Here is a 22058-nt window from a genome sequence, read left to right as displayed (position 1 = left end):
CTGAATCTCAACGCACCCTGGGCCGCCGGCCCGCGTCGATACATCCCGTGGCGTCAAGCGCCGTGGCGATCTTAATTCGGAATGCGATGAAGGGCGTCAGTCCGGATAGCAAGCCCGGGGAATGTTCGGCCAAACCGCAGCGTCGCAGTTGGCATCCTTCTGGCGCTGCTTGAAGGCAGCGCTGACCGGGCCGGTGACGATCGGGTCGACGCCATCGGGGGCATCGGCGAACATCTGCTGCGCCGTTTGGGCATCGGGCGGCGAGATCGGATCGGCTTGCCTGAGCGCGGCCGCCGACTGCGCGGCGCCCGCCGCGACGAGCAGTCCAAGCGCCGCCCACGCGAAAACCGGACGCAATCTGGACATCTGATCGGTCATAAACATCAAATCGCCCGGCCCCTCAAAGGTTCCGCCTTGGTTAACAGAATCATTTCACACCAAGACGTTTAAGAATCAGTGACCATTTATTTGGGGTCGGGCCTCCCCTTTCGCAATTGCGAAAAACCTTGTATGAGCCGCGCAACCGAAAAAGGCGGCGCTTTTTAAGCCTGCTGCCTGCAACGTTCCCGAGACCAGAAAAATGAACCTCCGCAATATCGCGATCATCGCGCACGTCGACCATGGCAAAACCACGCTGGTCGACCAGCTTCTGAAACAGTCCGGCGCCTTCCGCGACAACCAGCGCGTGGCCGAACGCGCCATGGATTCCAACGACCTCGAAAAAGAGCGCGGCATCACCATCCTGGCCAAGGCGACCTCGGTCGACTGGCACGGCACCCGCATCAACATCGTCGACACCCCCGGACACGCCGATTTCGGCGGCGAGGTCGAGCGCATCCTGTCGATGGTGGATTCGGCGATCGTGCTCGTCGATGCCGCCGAAGGCCCGATGCCGCAGACCAAGTTCGTCGTCGGCAAGGCGCTGAAGGTGGGCTTGCGGCCCATCGTCGTCATCAACAAGATCGACCGTCCGGACGCCCGCCATGTCGAGGTGGTCAACGAGGTGTTCGACCTCTTCGCCGCGCTTGACGCCACCGACGAGCAGCTCGACTTCCCGATCCTCTACGGCTCGGGCCGCGACGGCTGGGTTTCCGAGAATCCCGAAGGTCCGAAGGACCAGGGCCTGGCGCCGCTGTTCGACCTCGTCGTCAAGCATGTGCCGGCGCCGACGGTGCATCCCGGCCCGTTCCGCATGATCGGCACCATCCTGGAAGCCAATCCGTTCCTCGGCCGCATCATCACCGGCCGCATCGAGTCCGGCACGCTGAAGGCCAATCAGGCGGTCAAGGTGCTGCACCATGACGGCACCCAGATCGAGACCGGCCGCGTCTCCAAAATCCTCGCTTTCCGCGGCCTCGAGCGCCAGCCGATCGACGAGGCCCAGGCGGGCGACATCGTGGCGATCGCCGGCCTGTCGAAGGGCACGGTCGCCGACACGTTCTGCGACCCGGCGGTGAACGAGCCGCTGCACGCGCAGCCGATCGACCCGCCGACGGTCACCATGTCCTTCCTCGTCAATGACAGCCCGCTTGCCGGCACCGAGGGCGACAAGGTGACCAGCCGCGTCATCCGCGATCGCCTGCTGCGCGAGGCCGAAGGCAATGTCGCGCTGAAGATCGAGGAATCGGCCGAAAAGGACTCCTTCTTCGTCTCCGGCCGCGGCGAATTGCAGCTTGCGGTGCTGATCGAGACGATGCGCCGCGAGGGTTTCGAGCTTGCCGTGTCGCGTCCGCGCGTCGTCATGCAGAAGGGCGATGACGGCCAGCTGCTCGAGCCGGTGGAGGAAGTCGTCATCGACGTCGACGAGGAGCATGCCGGCGTCGTCGTGCAGAAAATGTCGGAGCGCAAGGCCGAGATGGTCGAGCTGCGTCCGTCCGGCGGCAATCGCCAGCGCCTCGTCTTCCATGCGCCGACGCGCGGCCTGATCGGCTACCAGTCGGAGCTTTTGACCGACACGCGCGGCACCGCAGTGATGAACCGGCTGTTCTTCGCCTATGAGCCTTACAAAGGCGAGTTGCCCGGCCGCACCAATGGCGTCTTGATCTCCAACGAGCAGGGCGAGTCGGTGGCCTACGCCATGTGGAACCTGGAAGACCGCGGCCCGATGATCATCGATCCGGGCGTCAAGGTGTATCAGGGCATGATCATCGGCATCCATAGCCGCGACAACGACCTCGAAGTGAATGTGCTCAAGGGCAAGAAGCTCACCAACATCCGCGCCGCCGGCAAGGACGAGGCGGTGAAGCTGACGCCGCCGATCCGCATGACGCTGGAGCGGGCGCTGGCCTGGATCCAGGACGACGAGCTGGTCGAGGTGACGCCCAAGACCATTCGGCTCCGCAAGCTCTATCTCGACCCGAACGAGCGCAAGCGTTTCGAGAAGGCCGCCAAGGTCATGGGCGCGGCGTAAGCTTTTCAGCCAAGGGTTCAAAAGAGGGAGCATCGGCTCCCTCTTTTCGTTTCAGAGCATGATCCCGAACCGAAGGTCCGCGTCGGCGAAACTTGGGAACCGGTTTTCGGACAAAGATCATGCTCCAACAAAGAGCTGGATCGTGATGGCGATTCAACGAAACGCCATCACGATCTAGCGGCACGCTGCCGACAGGATAGCGGGGCAATCCGCCTCCTCGGCCAGATCGATGCGCACCGCCAGGCCGTCGCGAACCGGCTTGCGCAAGGCTTTCGCGCCATCCGGTTCGATGGTCAGTAGCCCTCGGTCGTCCAGGGTCTGGAGCCTTGACCGCGAAAGGCCCAGCTCGCCGGCAAGCAGGCGGTCCAGCCGCAAAGGCGTCGTCCCCTCCAGCCGAAGCTCGAGCGCGAGCGCGTCGGCGTGTCCCGGCTCTCCGTCCATCAGCCTCTTTCGGACCGTGACATCAGGAGATTCCTCGACCCGCCCGGCCCGGTTGCGCAACGCGGCGGCATCGAAGGCAAAGCAGCGAGCAAGCGCCGGATCGTTGCTTTCAAGCGCCGTCAGCAGCGCCGGCTCGATATCGCGGCGGTTTCGCCGTTCCAGGATGGTGAAATTCCAGGAGTTGTCGCAGCTCACGCAGCGATAGATCAACCAGACGTCGATGCGCTTGCCATTGGCATTGACGCGGAATTTTTCGCTGCATCGATAGGGTTTGATGTCGCCGCAACGGTTGCAGTTGATCAGAGGTCGTGGCGCGATTGCGGGTGCGATCGTCCAGCGGACACGCAAGGTAGAAGACATGCCGGTAGGCCCTTCCCGCCGGGAAGTCCGTCAGGCCGGCAATGTCCGAGATGCCCTTCATGGGCACGGCGTGGCGAAGACTGTTCTGTTCGGAAGTCAGGCGTCGGCGCGGATTACGCGCGGCGGCTCAGCAATGCCAAACCGGTCTCGAACCGCCGCCTGAAGAACACGTGAATAGATGCAGGGCCGCTAAAGCTGCGCCTGCGATGCATTCGGAGGAGTTGGCGAGACCGGCGGTTACTGAGGCAAAGCGATGCTCGAAAATAGATGTCGGGCGGATCTTCTAGCCAAGGCTCAAGGGAACGGCAAGAGCAGCAATTGTCGGCGTTGGCGCTGCCCCTCATCCGCCTGCCGGCACCTTCTCCCCGTGAACGGGGAGAAGAAGGCTGGCCGCGACGCCGGCGCTTTCTTGCAACGGTGGCGATTGGCGAAAGCAGCCATGAGAGTGTCCTTCGCCCCGTTTACGGGGACAAGGGCGGATGAGGGGCGGCGCCGGCGTTGGCAGTTATTGTCGCCTTGATCGATGATCGCGCCTTGCTGGGCGTGCCAAATCTACTCCGATCGGCTATCGTTTCTTTCTATCCCGTAGGAAACGCCCCCATGCATCTCGCCTCGCTGCTGATCTTCGCCGCCGCTTTGTTCGTCGCCGCCGGCTCGCCCGGGCCGTCGATCGCCGCACTCGTGGCACGGGTGATCTCAAAGGGGTTTCGCGACGTCTTCCCGTTCCTGCTGGCGATGTGGATCGGCGAGGCGATCTGGCTGTCGCTGGCGGTATTCGGGCTGGCCGTCGTGGCGCAGACCTTTCACTACGCCTTCGTCGTCGTGAAATGGGTCGGCGTTGCCTATCTCACCTATCTGGCGTTCAAAATGTGGACGGCGCCGGTCGAGGCCAAGGAAGGCGAGATGCCGCGCGAAGATTCGCCCGTGAAGCTATTCTTTGCCGGCATGGCGGTGACATTAGGCAACCCGAAGATCATGATGTTCTACCTGGCGCTGCTGCCGACCATCATCGATCTTGCCTCGGTCAGTGTGTTCGGCTGGGTCGAACTGACGCTCACGATGGCGATCGTGCTGGTGGTCATCGATCTTGCCTGGGTGCTGGCCGCTTCCCAGGCGCGCCGGCTCTTGAAGAGCAAGCGCGCCATGAAGATCGCCAACCGCGTCAGCGCCACGACGATGGCGGGCGCCGCGGCGGCGATCGCCGCTCGGTAGTTGATGTTCAGGTCAGGGTGCCCGCGCGCGGGCGGCCTGAACCTCTTACCTCACATCATTTCGATGATCGGCGCGATCTCGACGCTGAAGGCGGGGTCCATCAGGATCGGGCAGTCCTTGGCCTTGGCGACGGCGTCGTCGATGTCCCTGGCTTCGACGACGGTGTAGCCGGCTGTCGGATTGCTGCCGCCATTGTTCTCGACCTTGCCGCTCGGCAGCACAGTCTTCGACATACCGACCGGATTGCCGCCATCGACCACGGCCGAGCCGAGCTTGCCGTACCAGCCGGTCCAGGCATCCATAGCCGCTTTCCGTTCGGCCTCATCGGTCGGCATCTTGCCGGAGCCATGATAGACATAGAGAAATTTCGCCATGTTCTCTCTCCCTTGTCGGCAGCGTCGAACCGGCATGCGGCCGCGCCGCAATCGTTGATCATCGGACCAAAAGGCGGGGTCGGCAACGAAAAATTCGAACTCGCTAATATAATCGTGGCCGTCACCTTGCCATGGCGTGGTATTCCGCGTTGGGCCGCATGTCGACGGCGGCGGCCACGCGATTGGACATGTTGAAGAAGGCGGCGGTCGCGGCGATGTCCCAGATATCGCGGTCCGAAAAGCCGGCCTGGCGCAAGGTGGCGCGGTCGGCTTCCACGATCCTGGCCGGCTCTTCCGTCAGCTTGACCGCGAATTCGAGCATGGCGCGCTGGCGGTCCGACAAGTCGGCGGCGCGGAAATTCATCACCATCATCTCGCCCAGCGCCGGCTCGCCCGACAGCTGACGCACCGCCGCGCCATGCGCGGTCAGGCAATAATAGCAATGGTTGATCGAGGAGACGGCGACCGCGATCATCTCGCGCTCCAGCTTGGACAGGCCCGAATCGCCCAGCATCAGATCGTTGTACATGTCGGTGAAGGCACGCAGTTTCTTCTCGTCGAAGGCGTAGGCGAGCAGCACGTTGGGCACGAGACCGAGCTTCTCTTCGCACTTGGCGAAATAGGCTTTCGTCGCCTCGCTGAGCTCCGCCTGGACGAGGTCGAGCGCGGTTATTTTGCCGGTCATATGGTTTCTCCTTGCAAGCCAACGGCGTCGGTTCGAATTTTTTAATGCGTCGTCAAACCTTTGTCGCGAAACGGCGGTCATCTGCTACGATAGCCGCAAAAGCATAAGACGGGAGGAATAAGCGTCATGGCCAGCGTGAAATCCAAGCCGAGGAAGAAAGCGGCAGCCGCCGCGAAAGCGGAGGAGAAGCCCGCAAGGCTTGCCGACTATCTGCTTGCGCGGGCACCCGCCGAGGATATCGCGGCCTATGACGCGGCCGACCTGGAACGCGCCGGCGCGCTCGCCGCCCAAGCGGTGGCCAGGCACAGGAAGGGCGAAAGCGTCGTCGCCGTCGAGGCCGATTCGGGCGTTGCCTGCGACGGCCGGCCGGTCACCGTCGTCACCGTCGTCAACGACAACATGCCGTTCCTGTTCGATTCCATCCTCGGCGAGATCACCGAGACAAGCGGCGAGCCGACGCTGGTCACCCATCCGATCGTTACCGTACGCCACGGCAAGAACGGTGTGGTCGAGGTGCTTGGCGATGGCGGCAAGGAGGATGACGAGCACGACAGGCTGAGCGTCGTCCACGTCCACATTCCAAGGCTGACCGCCGAAGAGGCGAAGAGCCTTACCGAGCGGCTGCGCAAGATGCTCTCCCAGGTCCGGGCCGCGGTCGTCGACTGGAAGCGTATGCTCGCCCGCCTCGACCAGGCGATTTCCGAGTTCCGCTATTCCGCGGTGCCGCTCGACAAGAAGAGCGTTGCCGAGGCGATCGCCTTCCTCGAATGGCTGCGCGACGACAATTTCACCTTCCTCGGCATGCGCGAGTTCAAATATGTCGGCGGCGAGGAGAGCGGCACGCTGGAGCGCGCCGACAAGCCGGGCCTCGGCATCCTGTCGGATCCCGATGTGCTGGTGTTGCGGCGCGGCACCGAGGCGGTGACGACGACGCCGGAGATCCGCGCCTTCCTGCACGGACCGGAGCCGTTGATCGTCACCAAGGCGAACGCCAAGTCGCTGGTGCACCGCCGCATCTATCTCGACTATGTCGGCATCAAGACCTACACGCCAAAAGGCGCGCTCGCGGGCGAACTGCGCATCGTCGGCCTGTTCACCTCGACCGCGTACACGCGCTCGGTGATGAAGATCCCCTATCTGCGCTCAAAGGCCGAGACGATCATTGCCAAGTCGGGTTTCAATCCGAACGACCATTCGGGCAAGGCGCTGATCAATGTGCTGGAAAGCTATCCGCGCGATGAGTTCTTCCAGGTTCCGGTGCCGGTCCTCAGAAAGCATGCCAACGCCATCCTCGGCCTGGTCGAGCGGCCGCGGATCAGGGCGCTGGTGCGCGTCGACCAGTTCGATCGTTTCGTTTCGATCCTCGTCTTCGTGCCGCGCGACCGCTATGACAGCGTCGTGCGCGAGAAGATCGGCGCCTATCTCAAGACCGTGTTCGAGGGCCGGCTGTCGGCCTATTACCCGGCCTTCCCGGAAGGCGGGCTGGCGCGCGTGCATTTCATCATCGGCCGCTCCGGCGGCAAAACGCCGAAGGTCGAGCAGTCGACGATCGAGGCGGCGATCCGCGACATCGTGCGGACCTGGGAGGACGCACTGTCCGAAGCCGCGGAAGCGGCCGGCAGCGATCCGGCGCTGAAGGCGATCGCGGCGCGGTTCCCCGAAAGCTATCGCGACACCTTCTCCGCCGCCGTGGCGCTGGCCGATGCCGGGCGCATCGCCAAGATCAGCGCGGATAATCCGATCGCGATCGACTATTACCGCCATGCCGGGCAGAAGACGAACCAGGCGGCGCTGAAGATCTACCACCATGGCAGCCCGGTGGCGCTGTCGCGGCGCGTGCCGGTGCTGGAGAATATCGGCTTCCGCGTCATCAGCGAGCGCACCTTCGAGGTCAGCGGCGATCCGGCCGATCGGGTGTTCATTCACGACATGGAGCTGGAGAACAGCTACGGCACCGCAATCAACCTCGCCGATGGTGGGGCGCTGTTCGAGGACGCCTTCCTCTCCGTCTGGCGCGGCGATGTCGACAATGACGGCTATAACGTCCTGGCGCAGACCGCCGGCCTCTGGTCGGCCGAGATCACCATCCTGCGCGCCTATGGCCGCTATCTGCAGCAGGCCGGCATTCCACAGAGCCAGGATTTCATCGCCGCGGCGCTCAACCGCTATCCGGAGATCGCGCGCGGCCTGCATTCGCTCTTCGTCGCCCGGCTCGGGCCGACGGCGGAAGGCGACGGCGCGGTCGCGGCCAAGCACCTCAAGGCCAAGATCAAGGATGCGCTGGAAGAGGTGCCCAATATCGATGACGACACCATCATCCGCCGCTACCTCAACCTCATCGAAGCCTCGCTGCGCACCAATCATTTCGTAGCCGATACGAAAGCAAAGGGGCAGTCGCTGGCGATCAAGCTGGACTCGCAAGGTGTCGAAGGCCTGCCGGCGCCGCGGCCATGGCGCGAGATCTTCGTCTATGGCTCAGAGGTCGAGGGCGTGCATCTGCGCTTCGGCCCGGTGGCGCGCGGCGGCCTGCGCTGGTCGGACCGCGCCCAGGACTACCGTACCGAGGTGCTGGGGCTGGTGAAGGCGCAGCAGGTCAAGAACGCGGTCATCGTGCCTGTCGGCGCCAAGGGTGGCTTCTTCCCGAAGCGCCTGCCGGCCGGCGGCAGCCGCGACGCCATCTTCGAGGCCGGCACCTCGGCCTACAAGAACTTCGTCTCCAGCCTGCTTTCGATCACCGACAATATCGGAGTCGACGGGGTCATCCCGCCGGCCGGCGTGGTGCGGCGCGATCCTGATGATCCCTATTTCGTCGTCGCCGCCGACAAGGGCACGGCGACCTTCTCCGACACGGCCAACGCGATTTCCGAGAAGCACCACTTCTGGCTGGACGACGCCTTCGCCAGCGGCGGCTCGGCGGGCTACGACCACAAGAAGATGGGCATCACCGCCAAGGGCGCCTGGGAAGCGGTGAAGCGGCATTTCCGCGAGATCAACCGCGACATCCAGACCACGCCCTTCAGCGTGGTCGGCGTCGGCGACATGTCGGGCGACGTTTTCGGCAACGGCATGCTGTTGTCGCCGGCCACCAGGCTGATCGCCGCCTTCGACCATCGCGACATCTTCATCGATCCCGATCCGGACATGGCCGCTTCGATGGCGGAGCGCCAGCGCATGTTCGCGCTGCCGCGCTCGTCCTGGCAGGACTATGACAAGTCGAAGCTGTCGGAAGGCGGCGTCATCGTCTCGCGCAGCCAGAAATCGATCACGCTGCCCCAAGCGGCCGCCGCCGCGATCGGCTTATCCAAGACCACGGCGACGCCGGTCGAGATCATGAACGCCATCCTGAAGGCCCCGGTCGACCTCCTGTGGTTCGGCGGGATCGGCACCTATGTGCGGGCTTCCGGCGAAAGCAATCAGGATGTCGGCGACCGCGCCAACGACGCCATCCGCGTCACCGCACTCGATGTGCGCGCGAAGGTGATCGGCGAGGGCGCCAATCTCGGCGTCACGCAGCGGGCGCGCATCGAGTTCGGCCTGAATGGCGGTCGCTGCAACTCCGACGCCATCGACAATTCCGGCGGCGTCAACTGCTCCGACGTCGAGGTCAACATCAAGATCGCGCTGGCCTCGGCGATGCGCAAAGGCTCGCTGACGCGGCCGGCGCGCAACAAGCTGCTGGCCGAGATGACCGACGAGGTGAGCGCGCTGGTGCTCTCCAACAACTACCAGCAGACGCTGGCGCTGTCGCTGGCGCGCAAGCGGGGGCTGGCTGACATCGCGCACCAGGCCCGCTTCATGACGGCGCTGGAGGCGCGCGGCCTGCTCGACCGCGCCGTCGAGACGCTGCCTTCGCCGGCGGCGCTTGCCGAGCGCGAGGCGCGCGGCGAGCCGCTGACCAGGGCCGAGCTCGGCGTGCTGCTCGCCTATGCCAAGATCGTGCTGTTCTCCGACATCGTCGCCAGCGACGTGCCGGACGATCCGCATTTCGACCGCGACCTGATGGGCTATTTCCCGGAGCGCATGGCCAAGAAATTTGGCGGCGAGATCCGCGACCACAGGCTGCGGCGCGAGATCATCGCGCGGGTCGTCGCCAACGATCTCGTCAATCGCGGTGGACCATCCTTCGTCAACCGGCTGCAGGAAGCCACCGGGCGGCCGGCGGCCGATGTCGTGCGCACCTTCGCCGTGGTCCGCGACGGCTTTGCGTTGCCCGCGCTTTATCGCGAGATCGACGCGCTCGACAACCAGATCGACGGGCAGACCCAGCTCGATCTCTACCAATCCGTCAGCCGGCTCATCTTTGTGACCAGCGGCTGGTACCTGAAGAACGAAGCCGGCGCCGAGCCGCTCGGCCAGCGCATCGCCGAGCTGCAGGAGGCCCGCAAGGCGCTGGAACCGAAGCTGGCCTCGCTGCTGCCGGCTTTCTCGCGCGAGCGGATCGAGGAGCGGCGGCACGGCCTGTTCAAGGGCGGCGCGCCGGAGAAGCTCGCCGGGCAACTTGCCCTGGCCGAGGTGGCCGAGTTGATCCCCGACGTCGCGCTCACCGCGCGCACCGCCAACGCCGACATCGTCAGCGCCGCCAAGGCCTTCTTCGCCGTCAGCGATGCCTTCCGCATCCCGCGCGTCGAGGAAGCTGCGCGCTCGATCATGCCGCCCGACTATTACGACCAGCTGGCGCTGTCGCGCGCCACCGACACGATCGGCGTCGCGCGGCGCGGCATCGCGGTGGCGGCTCTGACCGCACACGGCACGGCGGCGGATCCGGTCGCGGCGTGGCTGGAGGCCGGTGGCGAGCGCGTCGCCCGCATCCGCGAGCGGCTTCAGGCGCTGACCGAAGGCGGCGACATCACCGTGTCGCGGCTGTCGGTGGCGTCCGGCCTGATGACCGACCTGACGGGGATGTGAATACGCTTGGGTTCCTCGCCCCGCCAAGGTGTACAGACTGGGGAGAGGTGGCCGCGAAGCGGCCGGAGAGGGGACTTCGTAGGGCGGAGACCTTCTTTGACCGGTCTGCCGGAGGTCGCCGCATTCCCCTCTCCGTCTCGGCTTCGCCGAGCCACCTCTCCCCACTTCGTGGGGCGAGGAACCCAGGCGCGCCGGCTAGCGCTTGTTCATTTGCATCGCTGCCTCAAAACATGCAGACATGACGCCCGACGCGGACGGCCCGAGGGAATCAGCATGGCGGCAGTAGAGACAGTGCAACGGGCATCGGGGCGCGGCATCTGGGGCTGGATGTTCTTCGACTGGGCGGCGCAGCCTTTCTTCACCGTCGTCACCACCTTCATCTTCGGCCCCTATTTCGTCTCGCGCATGGCGAGCGACCCGACCGCCGGACAGGCTGCCTGGGGTTACGGCATTGCCGCGGCGGGCCTGGTCATCGCGGTACTGTCACCGGTGCTCGGCTCGATCGCTGACCAGACCGGGCCGCGCAAGCCATGGATCGCCTTCTTCGCGACGATCAAGATCGTCAGCCTCACCTTGCTGTGGTTCGCCGCACCCGGCTCGAATCTGTTCCTGGTTGTGCTGTTGTTCTCGCTGGCTTCGGTGGCGGCGGAATTTTCGACCGTGTTCAACGATTCCATGATGCCGCGGCTGGTGCCGAAGGAAGAGATCGGCCGCATTTCCAACGTTGCCTGGGGGCTCGGCTATCTAGGCGGCATGGTGGCGCTGATCTTCGTCGTGCTGTTCCTGGCCGGCAATCTGGAAACCGGCAAGACGCTCATCGGCCTTGACCCATTGTTCGGGCTCGACCCGAAGCTCGGCGAGGACGCGCGCTTCACCGGGCCGATGTCGGCCGGCTGGTATTTCCTGTTCATCCTGCCGATGTTCTTCTTCACGCCCGACGCCACCAAGGGCATCCCGATCGGACCGGCGGTGCGCGAGGGCCTGTCGGAGCTGAAGTCGACGCTTGCCGAAGTGCGCCAGCGCGGCGGCATCCTGCGCTTCCTTTTGGCCCGGATGATCTATCAGGACGGCGTCAATGCGCTGCTGGCGCTCGGCGGCACCTTCGCAGCCGGCATGTTCCAATGGTCGATCACCGAGATCGGCCTGTTCGGCATCATCCTCAACATCGTCGCCATCTTCGGCTGCTGGATCGCAGCCCGGCTGGACACGGCGTTTGGCTCGAAGCATGTCGTGATGATCTCGCTGGTGATGCTGTCGGTCGCCACGATCGGCGTCGTCTCGACCGGCCCGGGCTTCACGCTGCTCGGCCTGATCCCGCTGCCGACAGCGGATTCCGGCGGACTGTTCGGCACCGCGGCGGAAAAGGCCTACATCCTCTATGGCTTGCTGATCGGCCTCGCCTTCGGACCGGTGCAGGCCTCGTCGCGCTCCTACATGGCGCGCAGCGTCACCGCCGCGGAGTCGGGGCGCTATTTCGGCATCTATGCGCTGGCGGGGCGGGCGACCAGCTTCCTGGCGCCGTTCATGGTGGCGACCATCACCACGATGAGCGATTCGCCACGGCTCGGCATGGCGGCGATCATCCTGTTCCTCGGTATCGGCATGGCGATCCTGGCAGGGACGCCTTACCCGGCGGACAAGCCGAAGGAGATGCTTCGATAATTCTACTCCGCCGGCCGCTTGCCGCGGTTTTCTGCGCTTCCGGTGCTCACGGACTGAATGTCCGCTCCGCTCCGGTTCTCGAAAACCGCACCAATCGACTCAGCGGAGCGAATTCTTGAAGCATCTCCGTGTCGAGCATCAATGCCTGAAATGCCTGACTCCGGTGAACACCATGGCGATGCCATGCTCGTCGGCGGCGGCGATGACGTCGTCGTCGCGCATAGAGCCGCCGGGCTGGATGACAGCCGTGGCGCCGGCCTCGATCGCCGACAACAGCCCGTCGGCGAAGGGGAAGAAGGCGTCCGAGGCAACCACCGAACCCTTGGTCAGTGGTTCGGCGAGGCCCGCCGCTTCCGCCGCGTCGAGCGCCTTGCGGGCGGCGATGCGCGAGGAATCGACGCGGCTCATCTGGCCGGCGCCGATGCCGACCGTTGCGCCGTCCCTGGCATAGACGATGGCGTTGGACTTCACGTGCTTGGCGACGCGGAAGGCAAATTTGAGATCGGCCAGTTCGGCCGATGTCGGCGCGCGCTTGGTCACCACTTTCAATTCGAGGTCGTCGACCACAGCATTGTCGCGGCTTTGCACAAGCAATCCGCCGGCGACCGACTTCACCGTCGTGCCGGCGGCGCGCGGGTCGGGCAGGCCGCCGGTGACCAGCAGTCGCAAATTCTTCTTGGCCGCGACGATGGCGGCGGCTTCGTCGGTGGCGTCCGGCGCGATGATCACCTCGGTGAAGGTTTTCACGATCTCCTCCGCCGCCTCGGCGTCGAGGATGCGGTTCATGGCGACGATGCCGCCGAAGGCCGAGACCGGGTCGCAGGCCAGCGCCTTGGCGTAGGCTGCCTTCAGCGACGAGCCTTCGGCGACACCGCAAGGGTTGGCGTGCTTGATGATGGCGATCGCCGCCGAGCGGGCCGGATCGAACTCGCCGACCAACTCGAAGGCGGCATCGGTGTCGTTGATGTTGTTGTAGGAGAGCTGCTTGCCCTGCAATTGCCTGGCGGTGGCGACACCCGGCCGCTTGTCGCCCGAGAGATAGAAGCCCGCATTCTGATGCGGGTTCTCGCCATAGCGCATCACCTGGTCGAGACGGCCGCCGAAAGCGCGCCATGTCGGGTGCTCGATCTGGAGTTCCTCGGCGAACCAACTGGAGATCGCCGCGTCGTAAGTTGCGGTGCGGGCAAAGGCCTTGGCCGCTAGCTTCTTGCGGAAATCGAGCGACAGCGAGCCGAGATTCATCTCCAGCGCGTTGATGACGGGAGCATAGTCGGCCGGGTCGGTGACGATGGCGACGTAAGCGTGGTTCTTGGCCGACGCGCGGATCATCGCCGGACCGCCGATGTCGATGTTCTCGACGATCGAGGCATAGCCGGCGCCGGAGCGGCGGACCTCCTCGAACGGGTAGAGGTTCGAGACGACGAGGTCGATCGGCTCGATGTGATGATCGCGCATGGCCTTGGCATGCTCGGCATCGTCGCGGATGCCGAGCAGCGCGCCATGCACGGAAGGATGCAAGGTCTTTACCCGGCCGTCCATGATCTCGGGAAAGCCGGTGAGCTCGGAAACATCGCGCACCGCAAGGCCGGCCTCGGCGATGGTCTTTGCCGTGCCGCCCGTCGAAACCAGTTCGACGCCGGCGGCGGCGAGCGCCTTGGCAAAGTCGACCAGCCCGGTCTTATCGAAGACGGAAAGCAGGGCGCGGCGCACCGGAACGAGATCCGGCGCCGGAATGTTTTTTGTGGGCACGGCCATGGCGGGCGGCCTTTCAGAGCTGTTGGAAGGGACGTTGGCCGGCCCTAGCATATGAGCCCCGGAAATCAAGTGAATCCGGGGTCAGGCGCTCAGCCGCGTTTGCCAGGCAGGCTCAGTTGTTTTCGGGATAGCCGGCGATATCGGTGCGGGTCAGCTGCCAGTGGACCTCGGCAATCTCCGAGGCCTTGAAGGCGAGCACGATCTGCCGGCTGCGGCGCGGGCCGCTCAGGCCGGCGAAGTAGATCGATTCCTCGACCTCCGGTACCACTTCGGCGCAGGTGAAGACCCAGCTGTCGCCCTGCGCGGCGGCAAGCGTCAGCCGGTCGTGGTCATCCTGCAGAAGGGTGATGTCGGGGTGGACATGGAAGCGCACCGTGACGAAGTCGCGGCCATTGTTGCGGATCGCGGCATTGCCCGGGCGCAGGAACCGGTCGCGGCCGGCAAGCACGTTGCCGTTCGTGTCGAGCTTCAGCTCGCGCTCATGCAGGAAGCCGAATTGCTGGACATAGCCGTCATGGCGGGCGACAAACCCCTGCATGCCCTTCTGGTCGAGGCGCTTGCAGGGCACGTGCTGCGGGCCGCCGATCAGCGGCGAGCCCAAAAGGTCGCTGACCCGCAGCGAATGGCTGAAGCGCGCCGACGAGGTATCGTTGATCGTCGCGGTCGAATGCGCGGCGGTGGCGCGCGCGAGCGGCCGGAATTCCGGGGCGCCGTACGTGTCGATGCCGGCATTGACGATGAAGTGCTGGCGACCGGACGAGAGCTCGAAGGCGAGACAGCCGGCATGCGCGGCGTTGGAGACATCGATCGGCGGCGGCAGGCCGGTGTCGGCGATCACCGTCACGCCGCCCATCGAAAGGCGCTCATAGCCGGAATGCGGCGCGTGCAGCAGCGGCGCGCCCACCGTGTCGTCATGGCGCATGATGGTGGCAATGCGGTCATGGATGGTCGCGCCCATGCCGTTGAAGCGGGCAAGGCTGCCGTCCTGGTGGCGGAAGAAGCGCAGCGCCGGCAACATGCGGTCGATGGCGCCGATCAAAGCCGCCGGCGGCGCCTCGGCCTGGTTGGCATAGGTCTGGCGCAGCGGCAGGAGATCGGCCAGCAGCTCCAGCACCGCCATCGGTTTGCGCGAGATGTGGCCGCCATCGGGCAGGATCTGATGCTCCAGCTCCTCAGCCAGGTTGCGCGTCGCGGAACGCAGCGCCGAGGCCGGCGCCGGCAGGGACAGCGCGGCGAAGGCGAGCGCGATGCGGGCGCGCAGCCTGGCCTCGCCATCCGGCATCTCACGCGCCATCGAGCGCAGGTAGCGGATCTGCACGGCGAGCGATTTGAGGAAGGCGCGATAGAACGGGAATTCCGCGCCCTGCAGCACCACCGAGGAATGCTGCAGCCAGGCGATGACCCGCTTGGCCGTCGTTCCCGGCTCCCAGGCGACGCCGGAAATCTGGTTGCCGTGCATGGCAATCCAGTCGGTCACCAGGGCTCTCGCATTGGCGGCGGCGAGCTCGGTGCCGGCGGCGCGCATATGGCGCAGCCAGCGGAAGCCATGCAGCGACTTCTGCCAGCCGCGATTGGGCACGTCGAGCTGAAAGGGGGAGGTGCCGCCGGTCTCGACCAGATGGCCGGACAGCGGGTAGCGGCCGTAATAGATCTCCAGCGCGATTTGCGGATCGGCGAGCCGCAAATCCGGCGGGGCGATCAGGACGCGTTCAGGCGTGCGGCCGGAATAGCGCCAGCGATAGACCGGACCGGCGCGCAAACGCCGGCGCGTCTTGCGCCAGAACTCCTTCGCGACGAGCGTCCATAGACGCGTCGTGTTGCCGGCAACAAGTGCCAAAAGCCCTCCTGATGTCCCGTAACCCAAGCACAAGCTTATGCGATTCAAGAACTTATGCGAAGGCGGAATTCGCCTAAGTGAACCGCTTCACGCCGCTTTGCCGGTACCGATCCCTAAAAAAGTCAGCAAGTTTTTGCGAGATAACGATTCAACCGGCCCGTCTCATCCGTGCCGCGAAGAAGCCGTCCAGACCGGAAATCCCTCGCGATTCAAGCGTCAGGTCGGCGGGCGTCGTGCGCAGCGTGCCCGCGGATGTAAGGAACGGATCGATGTCGGCGAACTCGCCCGGGCGGATCGGGTCATCGATCACCCCTGGGATTTCGGCAAGGAAGGCGCGGTAAAGTTCCTCGCCTTCGATCGGGTCGAGCGAGCAGTTGGAAAAGACGATGCGGCCGCCGGGCCTGACCAGCGTGAAGGCGTGGGCAAGCAGCGTGCGCTGGAGGGCGGCGAGCTTCTCGACATCGGCCATGGTCTTGGTCCACGGCACATCGGGGTGACGGCGCACCGTGCCGGTCGAAGAGCAGGGCGCGTCGAGCAGCACGGCGTCGAACGATTGCGCCGGCCGGTAGTCGAGGAGGTCGGTCTGGACCAGTTCGGCCGTCAGGCCGAGGCGGTCGAGATTCTGCTTCAGCCGCGCCAGCCGGTTCTTCGAGGTGTCGACCGCGGTGACGCTGGCGCCGGCGAGGATAAGCTGCGCCGTCTTGCCGCCGGGCGCGGCGCACAGATCGGCGACGCGTTGTCCACTTATGTCGCCGAACAGCCGCGCCGGCAGGCTGGCCGCGGTATCCTGCACCCACCAGGCGCCTTCGGCGAAACCGGGCAGGTCGATGACGTTGGCCGACAGCTTTTCGACACGCACCGTGCTGGTCGGCAGAACGATGCCGCTTAGACGCTCGGCCCAGAGCACCGGATCGGCCTTGACGGTGAAATCGACGGGCGCCTCGTTGCGATGCGCGGCAAGGATGGCACGCGCCTTGTCGGCGCCGTAAGCGGCGGTCAGCCGCTCGGAGAACCATTGCGGCGCCTCGCTGGTGGCGGCAAGCGCTGGGTCAAGCTCGACCTCCTTGGCGCGGGCAAGCGAACGTAGCACGCCGTTGACGAGGCCGGAGAAACGCAGCGTGCGTGGATCGGACTTGGCGTGGGTGACGGCAAGGTCGACGGCGGCGCTGTCGGGAACATCGAGGAACAGGATCTGCGCGGCGGCGACGTGCAAGATGTGCGAGAGCGCCGTGGCATTGGGCGGCAGCGGCTTTTCCAGCCGCTTCGACAGCAGGCCGGCAATGGTCATGCGATGGCGCAGCGCGGTCACCAGGATGGCGCGCACCAGCGCGCGGTCGCGCCCGTCCAGCGCCTTGTATTGCGGGTGGCCGTGTTCGTTGTCGGTCAAGCCATCCAGTGGCGTGCGCGCATCGATGACGGCAGCCAGCAGCCGGGCCGCCGCCTTGCGCGCGGCAAGGCCGGCTATCTCATCACCGGCCTTGCGTTGCGGATTGCCTGAATGTCCGCGCCTCGGCGGCGTCACGACCAGGGACCCCTGCGCCCGGCGTTGCGGGGTCCGGTCGGGTTGCGGCCCCAGGGATTGGGTCTCGGCTGCGGCGGTTCGGCAGGCGGCGCGGGCTGCGCCGGCTTGCCCCATGGACCGGACGGCGCCTCCTCGGGCTGAATGGGTGGCGGCGAAGCCTGTCGCCGGCTGGCTGGCGCTGGGCCGCCCATCGAGCGTGCCATCTCTTGCAGCGCGGCGATGCGGTTCTCGGTGCTCGGATGGGTCGAGAACAGATTGTCCATGCGCTCGCCATGCAGAGGATTGATGATGAAAAGATGCGCCATTGCCGGGTTGCGCTCAGCGTCCTCATTGGGGATCTGCTCGGCGCCACGCGCGATCTTGTTCAGCGCCGAGGCCAGCCACAGCGGATTGCCGCAGATCTCGGCGCCGCGCCGGTCGGCCTCGTATTCACGCGTGCGGCTCACCGCCATCTGCACGATCATGGCGGCGAAGGGCGCCACCAGCATGGCTACCAGCACGCCGACGAAGCCGAACGGGTTGTTGTTCTCGCGGCTGCCGCCGAGGAAGAAGGCGAAATTGCCGAGCATCGAGATGGCGCCGGCGAGCGTCGCCACGATCGTCATGGTCAGCGTGTCGCGATGCTGGACATGGGCAAGCTCATGCGCCATCACCGCCGCGACCTCTTCATGGGAGAGCCGCTCGAGCAGGCCGGCGGACGCGGCCACGGCGGCATTCTCCGGATTGCGGCCGGTGGCGAAAGCGTTGGGCTGCGGGTTGTCGATCAGATAGGTCTTCGGCATCGGCAGGCCGGCCTGCTTGGCCAGCGCCTGGACGATCGCGTAATATTCGGGCGCATTCTTCTCGTCGACCTCGACCGCGCGGTTCATCGACAGCACCATTTTGTCGGCGTTCCAGTAGCTGAACAGGTTGGTGCCGGCGGCGATCAGAAGCGCGATGACCATGCCGCCCGAGCCGCCGATCAGATAGCCGACGCCCATGAACAGCGCCGTCATCGCGGCAAGAAGCATGGCGGTGCGAAGCGTGTTCATCGTGTCATCCGTCCGGGGCGATGGAGAATTGGGGTCGATCCTTTCGTGGTCATGGCTATATGATGGGAAAGGCCGGGCCCCGTTTCAATCGGCAGGGAATATCGCATGACCGAACTGACCAACAAGACCGAAACCGCGGGCGAAGGCGACGGGCCGCGAAAGATGCTGACGCCGGAAGCGCAGCGGGCGCTGGCGGAGGCCGAGGCCAGGCGCAGGGAATATCGCGAGGCCGAGGCGAAATTGCCGAAGGAAATCGGCGGCCGCGGCGGCAAGGAGCCCGGGCGCTACGGCGACTGGGAGGTGAAGGGCCTCACCAGCGACTTCTAGCCGGATGTGCTGATATTCAGGCCAGGCCGGCCTGCATCCTCAGGCTGCTGCCTGGGTTGGCGACAAAACGATGAAACCGGTATCATCGACCGCAATGCCGATTTCATCATAGGAACGGATCGTCGGGTGCGGTGTGACGAGCGGGTGGACGTGCGTGGCGCTGATCACCATCACCGAGGCGCCGGAAGCCTCGCCGGCCGCGATGCCTGCCGGCGCATCCTCGAAGACCAGGCAGTCGCGCGCCTCGACGCCAAGACGCTTTGCCGCCAGGAGAAAACAATCCGGCGCCGGCTTGCCATGGGTCACGTCTTCCGCCGTCACCATCATGGCGGGAACCGGGATGCCGGCCGCTTGGATGCGCAGCAGCGCCAACTCGCGCGGCGCCGAGGTGACGATGGCCCAGCGCTCCGCCGGCAGCGATTCCAGGAAGGCGACGGCGCCGGGGATCGGGACGATGCCTTCGAGGTCGTCCGCCTCGGCCTTGAGCAGCGCATCGGCCTCCGCAACCGCATCGACGCCCGCAAGCCTCAATCCAGCGATCGTCTCGATCGCCCGCTTGCCGTGGATCGTCGGCAGGAAGCTTGCCACATCGAGGCCGTGGCGTTCCGCCCATTTCGTCCACACCCGTTCCGCCGCCGCGATCGAGTTGAGCACCGTGCCGTCCATGTCGAACAGGAAGGCAGCGAACTTTGAGCCTGCGAACATCGGGTTTTCCTGGAGAATTGTTTTCGGGGAGGGCGAAACGTGGTACCCAGTTTAGACCGGCCATCGGTGGCTGAGAAGGCGAGATGCGCGCATTTCGATTCCGCGCGGGAACAACCTCCGGTTCGTTGCGTTGAAGGGGCTGTCTTTCCAAAATCACCAAAGGGGGCATGCGATGCTGATCCGGCTCGGCTACGAAATTGCCATCGAATGCGCGGCGGCGACACCGATCATCTCGCTTCTCGACATCCATCGCGACCGGCATGCCGACATCAAGCGGCAGACGCGGGTCCTGACCTCGCCGTCGGTGCCGACCCGGACCTATCATGACCGCTATGGCAATATCTGCCGTCGCTTCACAGCGCCGGCCGGAGGCTTCCGCATCCTCTACGATGCAGTGATCGAGGACAGCGGCGAGACCGACGAGGTCAACACGCTGGCGCGGGAAACGCCGGTCGCGGAACTGCCCGACGACGTGCTGGTCTACCTGCTCGGCAGCCGCTATTGCGAGACCGATCATCTCAGCGACGTCGCCTGGCAGCGTTTCGGCCAGCTGCCGCCCGGCTGGGCGCGGGTCCAGGCAATCGTCGACTATGTCAACAGCCGGCTGTCCTTCGGCTACGGCTATGCGCGCGCCAACCGCACGGCGGCCCAGGCGCATGAGGAGCGCGTCGGGGTCTGCCGCGATTTCGCGCATCTAGCGATCACGCTTTGCCGATGCATGAACATTCCGGCGCGCTACGTGAACGGCTATCTCGGCGACATCGGCGTGCCGGTCGATCCGGCGCCGATGGATTTCTCTGCCTGGATGGAAGTCTTCCTCGACGGCAAATGGTACACGTTCGATCCGCGCCACAACCGGCCGCGCATCGGCCGCGTCGTCATCGCGCGCGGCCGCGATGCCACCGACGTGCCGCTGCTGCACAGTTTCGGTCCGCACCGGCTCGCCCTGTTCAAGGTGTGGACCTACGAGCAGGAAGGCAACCGCTTCAATCCTCCGCACCACGGCGTTGACAGGACGGTCAGCGCGCAGATGCTGGCTTGAGGTCGGTGATATTCAGGTGAGGCCGGCCTGCGAATGGAGGCTTCCTGCGCTTCCGGTGCTCACGTACTTTAAGTTCTCGGAAACCACCATTCTCGACTCGGCCCGATCTGAATCTCGACCGACCCGGCGTGGCACCCGTTCATCACGGCTCATGGCTGCTGCTGACCCACTTCGGCACAGTTCGATTGTGCCGAAGAGAGAACGGCCGCGGCAGCTGTCGAGATCATGGTAAGCGCTTCATGAAGCTCGCTTCGCCGGCGCATTTTTGTTTACTTCCGGTTCACCTATAAATCTACCGAACGCCAGTAAAAACAATGCGTTAACTGCCTGTTAAGCATCTTTCGGCGGCGGACTCTCCAGGTCTGGCCAAAATCCTGCAACGCCTTTGCCGAGCGGCGCGGCGCCGCATAGAATGGAGGCGGAAGGGATGCGGCAGTTCAGAGGCGTCGTTCGTGGGGTGGACGACTTTACCCGCAATCGCGAAGGCAATTTCGCGGTTCTGTTCGGAGCTGCCGTATCTGTCCTCGCGCTGGGGGTGGGATTCGCGGTCAATATCTCGCAGCTCTACAATGCGAGGTCGAGCCTGCAGGGCGTCGTCGACGCCGCCGTGACCTCGACGGCCCGCGATCTCACCCTCGGCATCATCACAGAAGCCGACGCCGACAAAACGGTGCAGGCATTCCTCGACGCCAACAGCACCGCCGGCATCCTGCAGGCCAACCAGATCGTGCTGGACAAGCTCACGGTCGACAAGACGGCCAACACCGTACAGGCGGATGCGCATGCCGATGTCGGCCTCTTCTTTCCGCTGTTCAGCACCGACAGCATGCGGCGCGTGACCGCTTCGACCACGGCGCTTTATTCGGACAAGACCGTCGAGGTGGCTATGATGCTCGACGTCACCGGTTCGATGGGGGGCCAGAAGATCAAGGACTTGAGGACGGCGGCGAGCAACGCGGTCAATTCCTTCCTGACCGGCCAGAGTGCCACCAATCCGCGCGTGCGGGTGGCGATCGTGCCTTATGCCAATTCGGTCAATGTCGGCTCGCTTGCCGCTAGCACGGTCTTTGTCGAGACCAAGCCCAGCGAGCGCAAGCAGGCGCCCGCCAATGACGATCCGAAATATGTCTCGGCGTCGACACGGCCGGACAATTGCGCGACCGAGCGCAAGGGCGCCTATCAATATTCGGATGCCGGCCCGGATGTCAGCATGGTCAATCGCGACCTCTATTTGTCGGCCTTCGCCCAGCAGACCAACACAGCAGCCTGCCCCGTTGCCACGGTTCAGCCGCTGACCGCGAATGCGTCTACCCTGAACAATGTCATCAAGGACCTTGTCGCCTCTGGCGGCACCGCCGGCCATATCGGCGTGCAATGGGCCTGGTACATGCTTTCGGAGAACTGGGGTAGCGTGATGGGGGCCTCGCAACGGCCGGCCAAGATGGATCCGAAGAAGGTGGCGAAATACGTGATCCTGATGACCGACGGCGAATTCAACCTGTCCTATTTCGACGCCAGCGGTCCGGATCAGGTCTATAACGGCGCCGGCAAGGTGCAGACGCGAACCGCGGCGACAACGCTCTGCGCGGCAATGCGCGACCAGGGCATCGAGATATTCACTGTCGGCTTTGCGCTGACCGAGACGAACGCCAAGTCGACGCTGCAGTCCTGCGCCAGTCCCGACACCGGCACCAGCAAGCATTTCTACCAGGCCGCCAACGGGACCGAGCTCAACCAGGCCTTCCAGGATATCGTGCGCAATATCGACAAGCTCACGGTGACTAGGTAGC

16 protein-coding genes are annotated in these 22058 nt (G+C 65.0%); 7 read left to right on the top strand and 9 right to left on the bottom strand.

Annotated elements, in window-relative coordinates:
• Window positions 1-96: 96 nt before the first annotated feature.
• Entirely contained in the window at window positions 97-366 is a 270-nt protein-coding gene (locus EN852_RS19195) for a hypothetical protein (protein ID WP_246694328.1), read from the bottom strand.
• A 214-nt stretch (window positions 367-580) separates the two neighbouring features.
• Here EN852_RS19195 and typA point away from each other — a divergent pair, with 214 nt between their 5' ends.
• On the top strand, window positions 581-2410 hold the full coding sequence (typA, locus tag EN852_RS19190; RefSeq protein WP_127876457.1) for a translational GTPase TypA: 1830 nt from the start codon (window positions 581-583) through the stop codon (window positions 2408-2410).
• A 174-nt stretch (window positions 2411-2584) separates the two neighbouring features.
• On the opposite strand, the gene EN852_RS19185 is transcribed toward typA, so the two are convergent.
• Entirely contained in the window at window positions 2585-3211 is a 627-nt protein-coding gene (locus EN852_RS19185; RefSeq protein WP_127876456.1) for a DUF1062 domain-containing protein, read from the bottom strand.
• Between the two features lie 600 nt (window positions 3212-3811).
• Between EN852_RS19185 and EN852_RS19180 the strand changes: the two genes are divergently transcribed.
• Entirely contained in the window at window positions 3812-4423 is a 612-nt protein-coding gene (locus tag EN852_RS19180) for a LysE family translocator (protein ID WP_127876455.1), read from the top strand.
• 50 nt (window positions 4424-4473) lie between these two features.
• Here EN852_RS19180 and EN852_RS19175 read toward each other — a convergent pair whose 3' ends face one another.
• Together EN852_RS19175 and EN852_RS19170 are read right to left on the bottom strand one after the other, a co-directional pair.
• Window positions 4474-4797 (bottom strand): YciI family protein, encoded by a 324-nt coding sequence (locus tag EN852_RS19175; RefSeq protein WP_127865906.1) that lies wholly within the window; start codon window positions 4795-4797, stop codon window positions 4474-4476.
• A gap of 121 nt (window positions 4798-4918) precedes the next feature.
• Window positions 4919-5482, bottom strand: coding sequence for a peroxidase-related enzyme (locus EN852_RS19170; RefSeq protein ID WP_127865905.1), 564 nt, complete (start codon window positions 5480-5482; stop codon window positions 4919-4921).
• Window positions 5483-5608: 126 nt separating this feature from the next.
• Between EN852_RS19170 and EN852_RS19165 the strand changes: the two genes are divergently transcribed.
• Both EN852_RS19165 and EN852_RS19155 read left to right on the top strand, forming a co-directional pair.
• Window positions 5609-10387 (top strand): NAD-glutamate dehydrogenase, encoded by a 4779-nt coding sequence (locus EN852_RS19165; protein WP_127876454.1) that lies wholly within the window; start codon window positions 5609-5611, stop codon window positions 10385-10387.
• A gap of 273 nt (window positions 10388-10660) precedes the next feature.
• The gene (locus tag EN852_RS19155; RefSeq protein WP_127876453.1) at window positions 10661-12049 is read left to right on the top strand and encodes an MFS transporter; all 1389 of its coding nucleotides are present in this window, start codon (window positions 10661-10663) and stop codon (window positions 12047-12049) included.
• A 138-nt stretch (window positions 12050-12187) separates the two neighbouring features.
• Here the strand turns inward: EN852_RS19155 and purH are convergent, their stop codons facing one another.
• The 4 genes from purH to htpX all read right to left on the bottom strand — a co-directional run bounded on the left by purH (window position 12188) and on the right by htpX (window position 18194).
• Window positions 12188-13804 (bottom strand): bifunctional phosphoribosylaminoimidazolecarboxamide formyltransferase/IMP cyclohydrolase, encoded by a 1617-nt coding sequence (gene purH, locus EN852_RS19150; RefSeq protein ID WP_127876452.1) that lies wholly within the window; start codon window positions 13802-13804, stop codon window positions 12188-12190.
• A gap of 112 nt (window positions 13805-13916) precedes the next feature.
• Window positions 13917-15641, bottom strand: a complete 1725-nt coding sequence (locus EN852_RS19145) for a heparinase II/III family protein (RefSeq protein WP_127876451.1) — start codon at window positions 15639-15641, stop codon at window positions 13917-13919.
• Window positions 15642-15789: 148 nt separating this feature from the next.
• Window positions 15790-17169, bottom strand: coding sequence for an RsmB/NOP family class I SAM-dependent RNA methyltransferase (locus tag EN852_RS19140; protein WP_246694333.1), 1380 nt, complete (start codon window positions 17167-17169; stop codon window positions 15790-15792).
• A complete protein-coding gene (htpX, locus tag EN852_RS19135) occupies window positions 17160-18194 on the bottom strand; it encodes a zinc metalloprotease HtpX (protein ID WP_127876449.1) in 1035 nt (344 codons plus the stop codon). The genes EN852_RS19140 and htpX overlap by 10 nt, the downstream gene beginning before the upstream one ends.
• A gap of 105 nt (window positions 18195-18299) precedes the next feature.
• Between htpX and EN852_RS19130 the strand changes: the two genes are divergently transcribed.
• The gene (locus EN852_RS19130) at window positions 18300-18521 is read left to right on the top strand and encodes a DUF1674 domain-containing protein (RefSeq protein ID WP_127876448.1); all 222 of its coding nucleotides are present in this window, start codon (window positions 18300-18302) and stop codon (window positions 18519-18521) included.
• 39 nt (window positions 18522-18560) lie between these two features.
• On the opposite strand, the gene EN852_RS19125 is transcribed toward EN852_RS19130, so the two are convergent.
• Complete coding sequence (locus tag EN852_RS19125) at window positions 18561-19226, bottom strand: HAD-IA family hydrolase (protein WP_127876447.1); 666 nt, start codon at window positions 19224-19226, stop codon at window positions 18561-18563.
• A 172-nt stretch (window positions 19227-19398) separates the two neighbouring features.
• Between EN852_RS19125 and EN852_RS19120 the strand changes: the two genes are divergently transcribed.
• Complete coding sequence (locus EN852_RS19120) at window positions 19399-20268, top strand: transglutaminase family protein (RefSeq protein ID WP_127876446.1); 870 nt, start codon at window positions 19399-19401, stop codon at window positions 20266-20268.
• Window positions 20269-20695: 427 nt separating this feature from the next.
• Complete coding sequence (locus EN852_RS19110) at window positions 20696-22057, top strand: pilus assembly protein (RefSeq protein ID WP_127876444.1); 1362 nt, start codon at window positions 20696-20698, stop codon at window positions 22055-22057.
• Window position 22058 lies beyond the last annotated feature (1 nt).

Source organism: Mesorhizobium sp. M2E.F.Ca.ET.209.01.1.1 (genome assembly GCF_004010375.2).
In the GTDB taxonomy this organism is placed as follows: domain Bacteria; phylum Pseudomonadota; class Alphaproteobacteria; order Rhizobiales; family Rhizobiaceae; genus Mesorhizobium.
Note: the sequence above shows the minus strand (reverse complement) of the source record. Positions and strands in the feature narration are given on the sequence as shown.

Coding starts and splice junctions, on each gene's coding strand:
- EN852_RS19120 (WP_127876446.1), top strand. CDS start 19,399: ATGCTGATCCGGCTCGGCTACGAAATTGCCATCGAATGCGCGGCGGCG.
- htpX (WP_127876449.1), bottom strand. CDS start 18,194: ATGAACACGCTTCGCACCGCCATGCTTCTTGCCGCGATGACGGCGCTG.
- EN852_RS19185 (WP_127876456.1), bottom strand. CDS start 3,211: ATGTCTTCTACCTTGCGTGTCCGCTGGACGATCGCACCCGCAATCGCG.
- typA (WP_127876457.1), top strand. CDS start 581: ATGAACCTCCGCAATATCGCGATCATCGCGCACGTCGACCATGGCAAA.
- purH (WP_127876452.1), bottom strand. CDS start 13,804: ATGGCCGTGCCCACAAAAAACATTCCGGCGCCGGATCTCGTTCCGGTG.
- EN852_RS19195 (WP_246694328.1), bottom strand. CDS start 366: ATGTCCAGATTGCGTCCGGTTTTCGCGTGGGCGGCGCTTGGACTGCTC.
- EN852_RS19175 (WP_127865906.1), bottom strand. CDS start 4,797: ATGGCGAAATTTCTCTATGTCTATCATGGCTCCGGCAAGATGCCGACC.
- EN852_RS19110 (WP_127876444.1), top strand. CDS start 20,696: ATGCGGCAGTTCAGAGGCGTCGTTCGTGGGGTGGACGACTTTACCCGC.
- EN852_RS19170 (WP_127865905.1), bottom strand. CDS start 5,482: ATGACCGGCAAAATAACCGCGCTCGACCTCGTCCAGGCGGAGCTCAGC.
- EN852_RS19125 (WP_127876447.1), bottom strand. CDS start 19,226: ATGTTCGCAGGCTCAAAGTTCGCTGCCTTCCTGTTCGACATGGACGGC.
- EN852_RS19130 (WP_127876448.1), top strand. CDS start 18,300: ATGACCGAACTGACCAACAAGACCGAAACCGCGGGCGAAGGCGACGGG.
- EN852_RS19180 (WP_127876455.1), top strand. CDS start 3,812: ATGCATCTCGCCTCGCTGCTGATCTTCGCCGCCGCTTTGTTCGTCGCC.
- EN852_RS19165 (WP_127876454.1), top strand. CDS start 5,609: ATGGCCAGCGTGAAATCCAAGCCGAGGAAGAAAGCGGCAGCCGCCGCG.
- EN852_RS19155 (WP_127876453.1), top strand. CDS start 10,661: ATGGCGGCAGTAGAGACAGTGCAACGGGCATCGGGGCGCGGCATCTGG.